Here is a 13,881-nt window from a genome sequence, read left to right as displayed (position 1 = left end):
CGCGCGACGGCCTTCAGGCAGCAACCGGGATGACGTCGACCGCTTGCTCGCCGACCTGGCCGCCGGTGGTCTTCAGGACGCCGACGATCGGCGCCACGTCGGAATAGTCGCGGCCGTATCCGACCGTGATGTGGTCATTGCTCGCGCGCATGCCGTTGGTCGGGTCGAATTCCTGCCAGCCGGCATCGCGCCCGCACCAGGCTTTCACCCAGGCATGCATGGCGTCGGCGCCTTCGAGCCTCGGCTTGCCCTTGGGCGGGATCGTGCGCAGGAAGCCGCTGACATAGCCGGCGGGGATGCCGAGCCCACGCAGCCCGGCGATCATGATATGGGAAAAATCCTGGCAAACCCCGCGTTTCAGCGCGAACGCATCGCCGGCGCGCGTCTGCACGGTGGTTGCCTTGCCGTCATAGGTGAAATCGCGGTGGATGCGGTTGCAGAGATCGGCCGCCGTGGCGACCGCCGAACCGGCGAGGCTTTCCCGCGCATAGGCGGTGATTGCCGTATCGATCCCGGCGTAATCGCTGGCGGCGAGGAAATGATGCGGCGCGTCGGGCGACAGCGAACGCACCGCGTCGAGTTCCCCCCTCAAGCCGTGGATGTCGGGCGAGACATCGAGGCCGGGTTCCGGCCGCGACACCGAGACCCGCGCGCTCATTCTGATGTCGAGCTCCTCATGCGCTTCGCGGAAGGCGATCGAAGTGACGTTGTTGCCGAAGAAGTCGGAAAAATCCGCCCGCTCGGCCGGCATCGGCTGGAACGACAGCGAGGCGGCGATGACCCGCTGCACGCCGGGGATCGTCTGCGGCAGCACGCGCACCTGGTGCCTGCCGCCGCCGGCGGCGGCGGCATAGTCGTAATGCAGATGGAGCCGGATGTCGTAAAGCATCTAACCGAAATAGGCCTTGGCGAGACTGTTGTAGAGATCGCCGATCTGGTTGGCGAGATCGTCAAGCACTTTCGCGGTCATGCCCTGGGGCTCCATCACGGCGATCGCCGTGTTGAGCTGCAGGATTTCTTTCGCCGCGGGCGACATATGCCCCTCGCCGCCGACCGAAGGCAGCATGCCGATCTCGGCCCTGAGCCGCTCGAGTTGGAACAGGATCGAGCGCGGGTTGAGCGGATCGAGCGCGAGCAGGTCGATCACCGTGCGCCGTCCGGCCTGCACCGGATATTGCCGGCGGTGGGTCATGACGCTGTCGCCGATTTCCAGCATCATATCGAGCGCGCCGTCCGGAGCGCCGTTTCCGGTCAGCCGCGCCAGCGTGCGGGAGATCTGGATGCCGCGCTCCAACCGCCGGCCGATCTCCAGGAAACGCCAGCCGGTGAAGCGGTACATGTTCTCGTGCAGCAGGCCCGAGAAGCCGGCGAGCTTGCGCAGCATGACCGTCATTGCCCGCGTCGCGTCGTCGCCGGGCGCCACGGTGCCGGCGAATTTGTGGATGGTCTTCGACAGATCCTTCAGCGCCAGCCAGCCGTCCGGCGAGAAGCGATCGCGGATCTGGCCGGCGCTGTAGACGGCGCTGTCCAGCATGCCGATCAGTCCCAGCGGGATCGCCGTTTCGATCTCGATGCCGAACGGTTCGAGATAGTCCCGGATGTCGGCAAGCAGCGGCATCTCGGGATCGGACGTCTCGGCCAGCCTGACGTGATAGGCGCGCAGCACGCGCACCGTGTCTTCGGAGCGCTCGATATAGCGGCCGAGCCATGTCAGGTTCTCCGCCGCGCGGCTCGGCAGGCTGCCCGGCATAGTGCGGGTGAAGCTGTCATGCTCCTGCGGCAGCAGCGTCTCGCGCTCGACCGGCCGGTCGCTGACCACCCAGACATCCGCCGCCTGGCCGCCGCGCTGCATGGCGATCGCCGTCGGATCGAGCGAGAAGCCGACGCGGGCGAAGCCGCCGGGCATTACGGTCCAACCTTCCTGTGTTCGCGCCAGATAGACACGCAGGCTGGCGGGCCGCGGCTCAAGCCGGCCGCCGACAAAGACCGGAGTGGTCGAGAGCGTCACCGCTTCCTGGCCGACATAGCCGGCGCCGTCGGCTTCGATCCGCGCGATCAGCTCCGCCCGCTCGCCGGCCGAAAGCGCCAAACCGAGCCTGGTCGCGCCATCGTCCTCGAAGGCGAGCCGCGTCGACAGCGCCGGGCCAACCACCATGCGGTCGACATTGGCCAGCACATGGTCGCGCTCGGCCTCCTGCCCGCACCACCAGGTGGCGATATTCGGCAGCGTGAGCTCCTCGCCATGCAACTCCCGCGCGATCCGCGGCAGGAAGGAAAGCAGCGCCCGCGTTTCAGCTAGGCCCGAGCCCAGGGCGTTGACGGCCGAGACAGTGCCGCGTCGGATCGCCTCGACCAGTCCCGGCGTGCCGATCTGCGAGTCAGGGTTGAGCTCGAGCGGATCGGCAAAGGCCGCATCGAGCCGCCGCCATAGGACGCCGATCGGCATCAGGCCCGAAACGGTGCGCACCATCAGCCGGCCGCCGGACACGGTCAGGTCCTCGCCCTCGAGCAGCATGATGCCGAGGTAGCGGGCGATATAGGCGTGCTCGTAATAGGTCTCGTTGAGCGGCCCCGGCGTCAGGATAGCGACGCGGCCGCCCGAGTCCTTCGCCATGCGGTTCAGCGCATCGCGGAAACGGCGGAAGAAGCCGGCAAGGCGGTGCACATGCATTTCGCCATAGATGTCGGAAAGCGCGCGCGTGGTGGCGACGCGGTTCTCCAGCGCGAAGCCGGCGCCCGACGGCGCCTGCGTGCGGTCGCCCAGCACCCACCAGCGGCCGTCCGGGCCGCGGCCGAGCTCGAAGGCGACCATATGCAGGAAATGACCGCTGGCCGGCCGGATCCCGACGACCGGGCGCAGATATTCCGGACTGGCCGCGATCAGCCCGGCCGGCAGGATGCCGGTCTCGATCAGCCGGTTCGGCCCGTAGACATCGGCCAGGATCGCCTCGAACAGGTCGGCGCGCTGGACAAGGCCGACGCTGATCTCGGCCCATTCCTTTTCGTCTATCAGCAGCGGGACATGCGCCAGCGGCCATTCGCGTTCGTTGGCGCCGGCCTTGTCGTAGACGCGGTAGTAGACGCCGGCGTCGCGCAGATACTGGTCGGCGCGGGCAAAGCGCTGTCCGAGCGTCTCGGCCCCCAATTCGTCCAGAGCTTCGATGAAGGACCGCCAGGCCGGGCGCGGATTGCCTGACGCGTCGACCATCTCGTCGACGACGCCGTCGATCGGCCGGTAGTGCTCCAGCAGGCCCTGCGCCCGCGGCCTGCCGCCCGCCCGTCTCTGATTCCCCTTTGCCATGGTCGATCAGAGTCTCGCCGGCCGCCTCAGGTCAAGGGTCATCGGGAAGTCTTCAGAGCCTTCTTCGTCGCGCAGCGCATAGCCGCCCGGCGTATGACCGCGCGGCTCGAAGCGCGCGAGCCGCCGCGCTTCGGCCTCGTTGCCGTTGACCGGGAAGGTATCGTAATTGCGGCCGCCCGGATGCGCGACATGGTAGACGCAGCCGCCGATCGAGCGGCCCGACCAGCGGTCGTAGATGTCGAAGACCAGTGGCGTGTTGACGGGCAGCGCCGGATGCAGTCCCGACGCCGGCTGCCAGGCCTTGAAGCGCACGCCCGCCACTGCGACCTCGCTGATGTCAGTCACCTTCATCGGCACGATGCGGCCGTTGCAGACGATGGCATGGCGCTCCGGGTTCAGCCCCTCGGTCCTCACCTGCAGCCGCTCGACCGAGGAATCGACGAAGCGGACCGTGCCGCCGATGGCGCCCTGCTCGCCCATCACATGCCAGGGCTCCAGCGCCTGCCTCAGCTCCAGCTTGACGCCGCCATGGCTGACCTCGCCGCAAAACGGGAAGCGGAATTCGAGCTGCGCGGCGAACCACTCGGGACGGAACTCGAAGCCGTTGAGCTTCAGGTCCTCCAGCACGTCGAGGAAATCCGCCCAGACATAGTGCGGCAGCATGAAGCGGTCGTGGAGTGAAGTGCCCCAGCGCACGAAGCGGCCGTCGAGCGGATTCTTCCACGCGCGGGCGATGATGGCGCGCACCAGAAGCTGCTGCGCCAGGCTCATGCGCGCATTGGGCGGCATCTCGAAGCCGCGGAACTCGACCAGGCCCAGCCGGCCGGTCGGGCCGTCCGGCGAGAACAGTTTGTCGATGCAGATCTCCGAGCGATGCGTGTTGCCGGTCACGTCGGTCAAAAGATTGCGGAACAGCCGATCGACCAGCCACGGCAAGGGCGCCTTGCCCTTGTCCGGGTGCGGCACCTGCGCCATGGCGATTTCGAGCTCATAGAGCGAATCATGGCGCGCCTCGTCGAAGCGCGGCGCCTGGCTGGTCGGGCCGATGAACAGGCCGGAGAACAGATAGGACAGCGACGGGTGCCGCTGCCATTGCAGCACCAGGCTCTTCAACAGGTCCGGCCGGCGCAGGAACGGGCTGTCGTTCGGCGTCGCGCCGCCGACCACGACATGGTTGCCGCCGCCGGTGCCGGTATGCCGGCCGTCGATCATGAACTTGTCGGTGCCGAGCCGCGACTGCCGGGCTTCCTCGTAGATCGCCGTGGTCGTGGCGACGCATTCCTGCCAATTGGCGGCCGGGTGGATGTTCACCTCGATGACGCCGGGATCGGGCGCGACCCGGATGACGTTGAGGCGCGGATCATGCGGCGGGCCGTAGCCCTCGATATGCACCGGCAGGCCGATCGCCTTCGCCGCGTTCTCGGCCGCCGCCACCAGCTCGAGATAGTCCTCCAGCGCCTCGACCGGCGGCATGAACACACAGAGCCGGCCGTCGCGCGGCTCGACGGTGAGCGCCGTCCGCACCGCGCCGCCGATCTCCGTGATCTCCTGCTCGACGCGATCCTGCTGGCCAGTCGCCGCCGTGAAGGACACCGTCTGCTGACGGCGCGCCATTTCGTCGGTGCCTTCGAGCTGTGGCGGGGCGGCACCCGGCAACATGGCTTCGCGCGCCGGCAGCGGACCACGCGGCACCGACGGGTCGACCGGCACGATGTAAGGGAATTGCGCCGGCGGCACGTAAGGCAGCGTGCCGAGCGGCAAGCGGTAGCCGACCGGAGAGTCGCCTGGGACAAGGAACAGGCGCCCGCGCCGCGTCTTCCACTTCTCCGAGCGCCAGCGCTGGCCCGCGGCCTGGCTGTTCCAGCGCTGCACCGGCAGCACATAGCCCGATGGCCTGGTCAGCCCGCGCTCGAAGACGCGCGCCATGCGGCTGCGTTCTTCGGGATCCTCCAGCTTCGAGTTGGACGGGTCGACATTGTCGGGCAGCTTGCCCTCCTTGAGCAGCCATTCGGCCGGATCCTCATAGGCCTCGCTGACCATCGACGTCTCGATGCCGAGCTCGCCGGCAATCGCCGTGAGCAGGCTTTCGGCCTCTTCGGGGCCAACCGGGACGCTGCTCTTCTCCCGCGCGATCAGCGATGGATCGCGCCAGACCGGCTCGCCGTCGGTGCGCCAGTAGAGTGAGAAGGTCCAGCGCGGCAGGCTCTCGCCCGGATACCATTTGCCTTGGCCGTAGTGGAGAAAGCCGCCCGGCGCGAAGCGCTCGCGCAGCCGGCGGATCAGCTCATCCGCCTTGTCGCGCTTGGTCGGACCGACGGCTGCCGTGTTCCATTCGGCGGACTCGAAATCGTCGATCGACACGAAGGTCGGCTCGCCGCCCATCGTAAGACGGACATCCTGCTCGCGCAGGACCGCATCGACCTTGTTGCCCAACGCGTCGAGCGCCTTCCAGCTCTCGTCCGAGAACGGCTTGGTGATGCGCGGATGCTCGGCGATGCGGTCGACCCGCATGTCGAAGCCGAAATCGACATTGGCGAAGCTTGCCATGCCGGAGATCGGCGCGGCATTGCGGAAATGCGGCGTCGCCGCCAGCGGCACATGGCTTTCGCCGGTGAGCAGGCCGGAGGTCGGATCGAAGCCGATCCAGCCGGCGCCCGGAATATAGACCTCGCACCAGGCGTGCAGGTCGGTGAAGTCGACGGCGGTTCCGGGCGGTCCGTCGAGCGAGATGAGATCGGGCTTGAGCTGGATCAGATAGCCGGAGACGAAGCGCGCGGCGATGCCGAGATTGCGCAGTATCTGCACCAAGAGCCAGCTCGAATCCCGGCACGAGCCCTTGGCCGCCGCAAGCGTCTCCTCCGGCGAATAGACGCCGGTCTCCATGCGCACGATGTAGGCGATCTCGCGCTGCAGCCGCGCGTTGAGGCCGACCAGGAAATTGACGGTATTCGTCTGGCTGCGGTCTATGCTTTCCAGGAATTTCGACAGCAGCGGTCCGGCCGGCTCCGGCGTTCGGTAGATGGCGAGGTCTTCCCGTATTTCTTCCGGGTACTCGAACGGGAACTTCTCCGCCGCCTCCTCGACGAAGAAGTCGAACGGATTGTAGACCGTCATGTCGGCAACGAGATCGACCTCGATCTTAAGTTCCGTTACCGGCTCCGGGAAAACGAAACGGGCAAGGAAGTTGCCGTAAGGGTCCTGCTGCAGGTTGACGAAATGGGTCTTCGGCTCGACCTTCAGCGAATGGCTGAGCACCTTGGTGCGCGAATGCGGCGCCGGCTGCAGCCTGATCACCTGGGGGCCGAGTATGACCGGCCGGTCATATTTGTAGTGGGTCAGGTGGTGGACGGCTGCCAGAATTGCCATGGTGCCCCGGGGTTCGGCGTTTCAGTCGCCGAACCCTGACACAAGTCCTGGGCATTCTCCAAGCAGAGATGTTGCGCTGCACCTAATTTAAGCAGCGTTGCTTAGAAAAACGCCTGGATACCGGTCTGCGCCCTTCCGAGGATCAGCGCATGCACGTCATGCGTGCCCTCATAGGTGTTCACCGTTTCCAGGTTCTGCGCGTGGCGCATCACGTGATAGCCGATCTGGATGCCGTTGCCGCCATGCATGTCGCGGGCCTGTCGGGCGATGTCGAGCGCCTTGCCGCAATTGTTGCGCTTGACGATCGAGATCATCTCCGGCGCCATCTTGCCTTCGTCCATCAGCCGGCCGACGCGCAGCGAGCCCTGCAGGCCGAGCGCGATCTCGGTCTGCATGTCGGCGAGCTTCTTCTGGAAGAGCTGCGTGCCGGCAAGCGGCTTGCCGAACTGCTTGCGGTCGAGGCCATACTGCCGCGCCCGGTGCCAGCAATCCTCGGCCGCCCCCATGGCGCCCCAGGAGATGCCGTAGCGCGCCCGGTTGAGGCAGCCGAACGGACCCTTGAGGCCCGAGACGTTGGGCAGCAGCGCCTCCTCGCCGACCTCGACGCCCTCCATCACCACCTCGCCGGTGATCGACGCGCGGAGGCTGAGTTTTCCGCCGATCTTCGGTGCCGAAAGCCCCTTCATGCCCTTTTCCAGCACGAAGCCGCGGATCTGGTTGTCGTGTGCGCCCCCATTCTTGTCAGATAACTTCGCCCAGACGACGAAGACGTCGGCGATCGGCGCGTTGGAGATCCACATCTTGGAGCCGGAAAGCCGGTAGCCGTTGGCGGTCTTCTCGGCCCGCGTCTTCATGCCGCCCGGGTCGGAGCCTGCATCCGGTTCGGTGAGGCCGAAGCAGCCGATCCATTCGCCGGAGGCAAGCTTCGGCAGATACTTCTTGCGCTGCTCTTCCGAGCCATAGGCATGGATCGGGTACATGACCAGCGACGACTGCACGCTCATCATCGAGCGGTAGCCGGAATCGATGCGCTCAACTTCCCGCGCGACCAGCCCGTAGGTCACGTAATTGGCGCCGAGCCCGCCATATTCCTCCGGAATGGTGATGCCGAGCAGGCCGGCCTCGCCCATCTCACGAAAAATGCCGGCGTCGGTCTTTTCCTCAAGATAAGCCTCCTCGATGCGCGGCGCGAGCTTGTCGGTGGCAAAGGCGGCTGCGCCATCGCGCACCATGCGCTCGTCTTCGGAAAGCTGGTTCTCGATCAGGAAAGGGTCTTCCCAGATGAACGCGTTCTTGTCGGCGGCCATGGCTCTCTCCCAACGAAAATCTTGGATGGCGGGCTTATCCGCCTGCGCTTGGAAAAAATCAAACGAAATTGCATCACCGATCGATGAGGTTTAGTAATGGATCATGAACGTTCAGCGTCGCCTATTACCCAACACCGCGGCTCTTGCAGCTTTTGAGGCGGTGGCCCGCCTTGGTTCTTTCACCGCCGCCGCCCGTGAACTCGACCTCACCCAAGGCGCGGTCAGCCGCCAAATCGGCCTCTTGGAGGACCAGTTCGGCCGTCGGCTTTTCGAGCGCGACAGCCGCAATGTCAGACTGTCGGCCACCGGCGAAACCTACGCCGAAGCCGTGCGCTCGGCGCTCGGCCAGTTGCGCGATGCCGCCCTCGGATTGATGAGCAATCGGCATAGTGGCGTCCTCAACCTTGCCATCCTGCCGACTTTCGGCACGCGCTGGCTGATGCCGCTGATCCCGGATTTCGTCGCCCGTCACCCGGACATCACCATCAACTTCGCCACCCGCATCGGCCGCTTCGACTTCGCCCGCGAGCGGCTCGACGCCGCCATCCACCACGGCATGCCCGACTGGCCGGACGCGGATTGCACGCTTTTGATGCGCGAGACCGTCATGCCGGTGGTTTCACCTGAGTTTCTGGCCAGCCGCGACATCGCCACGCCGGCCGATATCAGCCGCCTGCCGCTGCTGCACATGGCGACGCGCCCCGGCGCATGGGGCGAATGGTTCGAAGAGCAGGGTCTCAGCGCGCCGACCGGCCCCGGCATGCAGTTCGAGCAGTTCGGCACCGTCGCCCAAGCCTGCATGGCCGGGCTCGGCGTGGCGCTCTTGCCGGAAGTCCTGATTGCCGGAGAATTGCAGCGCGGCCAGCTCGTGCCGGCGCCGGGCCAACCGATGCGGAGCCGCAGCGCCTATTACCTCGTTGTCCCGCATGACAAACGCGGCCACCCGCCGGTCGCCAGCTTTCGCGACTGGCTGCTGGGCCAGGCCGGGAAGGAGCCGGCCGTTCTGGCGTGGTAGCTACTTGCGCTTCATCGCCTCGGCGAGCGCCGCGCCGAAAGCGCCCTGCGCCGGCCGTTCCGGCTGGCGCTGCGGCGCCGGCGAGCGCGGCGCAGGCTTGCCGCCCTGGTCGCGCTGGCCGCCGCGCGAGGCGCCGCCGTCGCCGTCCTTGCGCATCGAGAGCCCAATGCGGTTGCGCTTGATGTCGACATCGACGACCCGCACCTTCACCACGTCGCCGGCCTTCACCACCTCATGCGCGTCCTTGATGAAGCGGTCGGCAAGTTGCGAGACATGCACCAGCCCGTCCTGGTGCACGCCGATGTCGACGAAGGCGCCGAAGGCCGCGACATTGGTGACGGTGCCTTCGAGCAGCATGCCGGGCTTGAGGTCCTTGATGTCGTCGATGCCTTCGGCAAAGGTCGCCGTCTTGAAGCCGGGGCGCGGATCGCGGCCGGGTTTCTCCAGCTCGGCGATGATGTCGCGCACCGTCGGCAGCCCGAAGCGCTCGTCGACGAAGACGCGCGGGTCGAGCGCCTTCAGCGCGGCGCTGTCGCCCATCAGCGAGTGCACGTCGCGGCCGCAGGCGGCCACGATCTTCTTCGCCACGCCATAGGCTTCCGGGTGCACCGAGGAGGCATCGAACGGCTCGGCGCCGTTCGGGATGCGCAGGAAGCCGGCGCATTGCTCGAACGCGCGCGGCCCGAGCCGCGCAACCTTGAGCAAGTCGCGCCGGGTGGAGAAAGGACCGCTGGCATCGCGATGCGCAACAACCGCCTCGGCGAGCGACGGCCCCAGCCCCGACACACGCGCCAAAAGCGGCGCCGACGCCGTGTTGAGATCGACGCCGACGGCATTGACCGCGTCTTCCACCACGGCTTCCAGCGAACGGCCGAGCCGGTACTGATCGACATCGTGCTGGTACTGGCCGACGCCGATCGACTTCGGCTCGATCTTGACCAGCTCGGCGAGCGGATCCTGCAGGCGCCTGGCGATCGACACCGCGCCGCGCAGCGATACATCCAGGCTCGGGAACTCTGCCGCCGCCGTGGCCGAAGCCGAATAGACCGAGGCGCCCGCCTCGCTGACGATCACCTTGAGCGGCTTCGGCCCGGAACCTGCCGGCAGGTCCGACAACATGTCGGCGACCAGCTTCTCGGTCTCGCGGCTGCCTGTGCCGTTGCCGATCGAGATCAGCTCCACCTTGTGCTGGCGGATAAGCGCGGCGAGCTCGGCCTGCGTTCCGCGCACATCGTTCCTGGGCGGAAACGGATAGACGGTCGTCGTCGCCACCAGCTTGCCGGTGCCATCGACCACCGCCACCTTGACGCCGGTGCGGATGCCCGGATCGAGCCCCATCGTCGGCCGCGAGCCGGCGGGCGCGGCGAGCAGCAAATCCTTGAGGTTGCGCGCGAAGACGTGGATCGCCTCCTCCTCGGCGCGCTCGCGCAGGTCGCGCATCAGATCGAGCGTCAGGTGCAGCGACAGCTTGATCCGCCAGGTCCAGCCGGCGACCTCCATCAGCCATTTGTCACCGGGCAGATCGCCGCCGATCGCATAGGCATTGGCGATCATGCGCTCGACCGGCTTCACCGGCGATTGGTCGTCGGCATCGACCTCGATGTCGAGCGACAGCACCTCTTCGTTGCGGCCGCGCAGCATGGCCAAGGCGCGGTGGCTGGGCACGCCGGCCCAACGCTCGACATGGTCGAAATAGTCGGAGAATTTCGCGCCGGCTTCCTGCTTGCCGTCGGCCACCTTGGCGCGCAGGAAGGCGCGTTCCTTCATGTAGGCGCGCAGCTTGCCGACCAGATCGGCGTTCTCGGCGAACTGCTCCGACAGGATGTCGCGTGCGCCTTCGAGCGCCGCCTTGGCGTCCGGCACCTCTTCGGTGACATAGGCGAGCGCCAGCTCTGCCGGCACCGCCGAACGGTCGGCAAGGATCGCCTCGGCCAGAGGTCCAAGCCCGCGCTCCCTGGCGATCTCGGCCTTGGTGCGGCGCTTCGGCTTGTAAGGCAGATAGATGTCTTCCAGCTCGGCCTTGGTGGCGGCCGCCACGATCTTGGCCTCGAGCTCCTCGGTCAGCTTGCCCTGTTCGCGGATCGAGCCGAGGATCGTCTCGCGGCGCGCGTCGAGCTCGCGCAGATAGGCAAGCCTTTCGGCAAGGTCGCGCAGCTGCGTGTCGTCCAGTCCGCCGGTGACTTCCTTGCGGTAGCGGGCCACGAATGGCACCGTCGCGCCCTCGTCCAGCAGACCGATGGCCGCCGCGGCCTGCTCCGGCCGCGAACCGATCTCGGCCGCGATGATTGCTGCGATGCGCTTGATGTCCGATGCCATGCTGGTCCCTGTCGAAAAGAGCGGCGACGATAGGCCGGGATGCTCGCTCCGCCAACCGCCGCGCGTTCACGCGGGCACGAAGGTCCACAGGAAACAACGATGGAACCGAGCGCCGGAGCGGCTCAGACCATCCCGCCCACCGCCTCAAAAAATGCCACCAACTCGACGTCGAGCCGGTCGTCGACGGGTTCCGGCTGCGACGACATCTTGGCGATGACCACTTCCGTCTTCGGATTGACGTAGAGCCATTGGCCGTGGATGCCGATCCCGCAGAAGGCGCCGCTGCCTGTGCCCATCTGGTACCATTTGTTGCGGTAGCGCCCCTTCGGGAAAAGGAACGCCATGGTGCCGCGCTGCCAGGCCTCATAGCTGCCGCCGGCGGCAACCGTATCGCGCACCCAGCCCTCCGGCACGATTTGACGGCCGTTGGCCGCCCCACCCTGCCGCATCATCTCGCCGATGCGGGCAAGGTCGCGTGACGTCATCGACATGCCGCCGGCTGTGCGCGCCGTGCCTTCCATGTCGACCGTCACCGACATCTCGCTCGCGGCACCCAGCGGCAGCCACAGTTTTTCGCTCAAAAGCTCGCCGACGCGCTTGCCGGATGCCCGCTCCAGCAGGATGCCGAGCATGTCCGAGTTGGGGGAGCGGTAGCGATAGGTCTGCCCGTGCGGCTCGGCGAGATGCTGCAGCGTCAGCAGGAACGCCGCAAGGCTTTCCGAGCCGCCGCCGGGGTTCCACAGCGTCGCGCGGCGGTACCGGGCGAAGGCGCTGTGCGGGTCGAGATAGGCTTCCTCGAAGTCGAGGCTGACCGTCATGTCGAGCACATTGCGCACGCTGGCGTCGCCATAGGCCGAGCCCTCGGCCTCGGGAATGTACTCAGTCACCGGCGCTTCCGCGTCGAACACGCCACCGCCTTCCAGGATGCCGGCAAGAATGGCAGTCACCGACTTGCTGATCGAGAAGATGATGTGGCGCTGGCCGAACGGCATATGCGGCGCCGACCAGTCGCCGACCGGCCGGCCAGCCTTCATGATCGCCAGCCCGTCGGTGTCGGAACGCTTGAGGAAGGCCTCGACGGTTTCGGGCCCGCCAGCGAGTGTAACCTTCTCGCCGAGCAACCCGCCCAGAGCTTTCGCCTGTTCCTCGCCACCTGGCGCGGCCGCAACGTGCACGCTCGGCACCAATTCGCCGACATTCTGGAACGACCATTGGCTGAATGGCCTCAGACGCCAATTGTCCAGCCGCACATCCTTGCGGGCAAAGCCATATCTCGCCTCGAACACGGTCTTGCCGGTCACGATCTCTCTCCCGGTGTCTTGTCTGCAGCTCAGGTCAACGCGGCGGCGATGGCGTGCACGGCCTTCAGCGTCGCCACCGAATAGTCGATGTTGGTGAAATCCGGATAGGTCGAAAGCTTCACCACGACCATCCTGTTTTCCCAGTCGATGTGGATCAGCTGCCCGAATACGCCCCGGCACATCAGCGCGCGCGAGTGCCGGTCCTCGATCCAGAACTGGTTGCGGTAGCTGCCCTCCGGCAGACTGGGGTTGAAGTCGGGACCGTGCCTGCCGCTGCGCGTCGCCTCGATCCACTCGGCCGGGATTACGCCGCCGCCATTGTCGAGGATCAGCTGGCCGAAACGGCCATAGTCGCGCAGCGTCGCGTTGAAGCCGCCATCGGCCAGCGCATAGCCGGCGCTGTCGACGGTGAAGCAGGCGCTCTCGTCGGCGCCGAGCTTCTGCCAGAGTTCTTCCGAAATCAGTTGTGCCAGCCGCTTGCCGCTCACCCGCTCCATGATGAAGGCGAGCACGTCGGTCTCGATCGAGCGGTATTCAAAGGCCTCGCCATGTTCGCGCACGTTGTCCTTCAGCCGCAGGATCAGCTCGAACAGATGCGACGGCCACTGGAAGTCGGGATCGCTGCCCGGCGGGATCGGTTTCCAGCCGCTGGCGACATCGACCTGGCCGATTTCGGAATAGCGATCGGTGTACTCCTCGGAGAAGCGCACCCCCGTCGTCATGTCGAGCACGTGCTGCACGGTGGCGCCAGCCAAGGCGGTTTCGGCGAGCTCCGGAAGGTAGTCGGTCACCAGCCTGGCCGGGTCGATCAGACCGCGTCCGACCAGGATGCCGAACACCGATCCAGTGACCGACTTCGCCATCGACTGCGACAGATGCAGCGAGCGCTCGTCCATGCCGTTGAAATAGCGCTCATAGGCGACCCTGCCGTTCTTCAGCACCAGGAAGCCGTCCGTATAGGTTTCGTCGAGCAGCCCGGCGAGCGTCGTCGGACGGCCTTCGCTGTCCGCCACTGCCAGGCCGTCGAAATCGACATCGGCGCGGTCGAGACGGCGGCGATGACCGTGGCCGCGCCAGACCTCGACGGTCGGCAGGAATTCGCGGACGTGCTGAAAGGCCCAGCGATTCCACGGCGGCCGATCCCAATCGAGCTTCGGCAGCGCCAGCTTGGGCGGCGAGCCCTGCATGATCGGCGGCCGCGCCTCGGAATTGCGATAGGACTGCATGAGAACTTTCCTTGCCGCCCCATGTGCTGCTGCACTCCGTTGACCAGGA

At 66.6% G+C, this 13,881-nt stretch carries 8 protein-coding genes; 1 reads left to right on the top strand and 7 read right to left on the bottom strand.

Translation table 11 applies throughout. The annotated features are described in order from the left end of the window. Positions 1 to 13 precede the first annotated feature (13 nt). The 4 genes from EN874_RS15055 to EN874_RS15040 form a co-directional block, all read right to left on the bottom strand. On the bottom strand, positions 14 to 889 hold the full coding sequence (locus EN874_RS15055; RefSeq protein WP_127425432.1) for a transglutaminase family protein: 876 nt from the start codon (positions 887 to 889) through the stop codon (positions 14 to 16). Then, entirely contained in the window at positions 890 to 3,301 is a 2,412-nt protein-coding gene (locus EN874_RS15050) for a circularly permuted type 2 ATP-grasp protein (protein ID WP_127425431.1), read from the bottom strand. A 6-nt stretch (positions 3,302 to 3,307) separates the two neighbouring features. Further along, complete coding sequence (locus tag EN874_RS15045; protein ID WP_127425430.1) at positions 3,308 to 6,667, bottom strand: transglutaminase family protein; 3,360 nt, start codon at positions 6,665 to 6,667, stop codon at positions 3,308 to 3,310. A gap of 101 nt (positions 6,668 to 6,768) precedes the next feature. Then, positions 6,769 to 7,974: an acyl-CoA dehydrogenase gene (locus tag EN874_RS15040; RefSeq protein ID WP_127425429.1), complete on the bottom strand. Its 1,206-nt coding sequence runs from the start codon at positions 7,972 to 7,974 to the stop codon at positions 6,769 to 6,771. Positions 7,975 to 8,077: 103 nt separating this feature from the next. Between EN874_RS15040 and EN874_RS15035 the strand changes: the two genes are divergently transcribed. Continuing rightward, on the top strand, positions 8,078 to 8,989 hold the full coding sequence (locus EN874_RS15035) for a LysR family transcriptional regulator (RefSeq protein WP_127425428.1): 912 nt from the start codon (positions 8,078 to 8,080) through the stop codon (positions 8,987 to 8,989). Here EN874_RS15035 and EN874_RS15030 read toward each other — a convergent pair whose 3' ends face one another. The 3 genes from EN874_RS15030 to EN874_RS15020 form a co-directional block, all read right to left on the bottom strand. Continuing rightward, positions 8,990 to 11,305, bottom strand: coding sequence for a Tex family protein (locus tag EN874_RS15030; RefSeq protein ID WP_127425427.1), 2,316 nt, complete (start codon positions 11,303 to 11,305; stop codon positions 8,990 to 8,992). Between the two features lie 122 nt (positions 11,306 to 11,427). Further along, positions 11,428 to 12,606: a serine hydrolase gene (locus EN874_RS15025; protein ID WP_127425426.1), complete on the bottom strand. Its 1,179-nt coding sequence runs from the start codon at positions 12,604 to 12,606 to the stop codon at positions 11,428 to 11,430. Between the two features lie 29 nt (positions 12,607 to 12,635). Then, a complete protein-coding gene (locus EN874_RS15020) occupies positions 12,636 to 13,832 on the bottom strand; it encodes a serine hydrolase (protein ID WP_127425425.1) in 1,197 nt (398 codons plus the stop codon). Between the last annotated feature and the right edge of the window lie 49 nt (positions 13,833 to 13,881).

This window comes from Mesorhizobium sp. M1D.F.Ca.ET.231.01.1.1 (genome assembly GCF_003999155.2).
GTDB lineage: Bacteria > Pseudomonadota > Alphaproteobacteria > Rhizobiales > Rhizobiaceae > Mesorhizobium.
The sequence above is the reverse complement of the archived record's forward strand: the minus strand, read 5'-3'. Positions and strand labels throughout refer to the sequence as shown.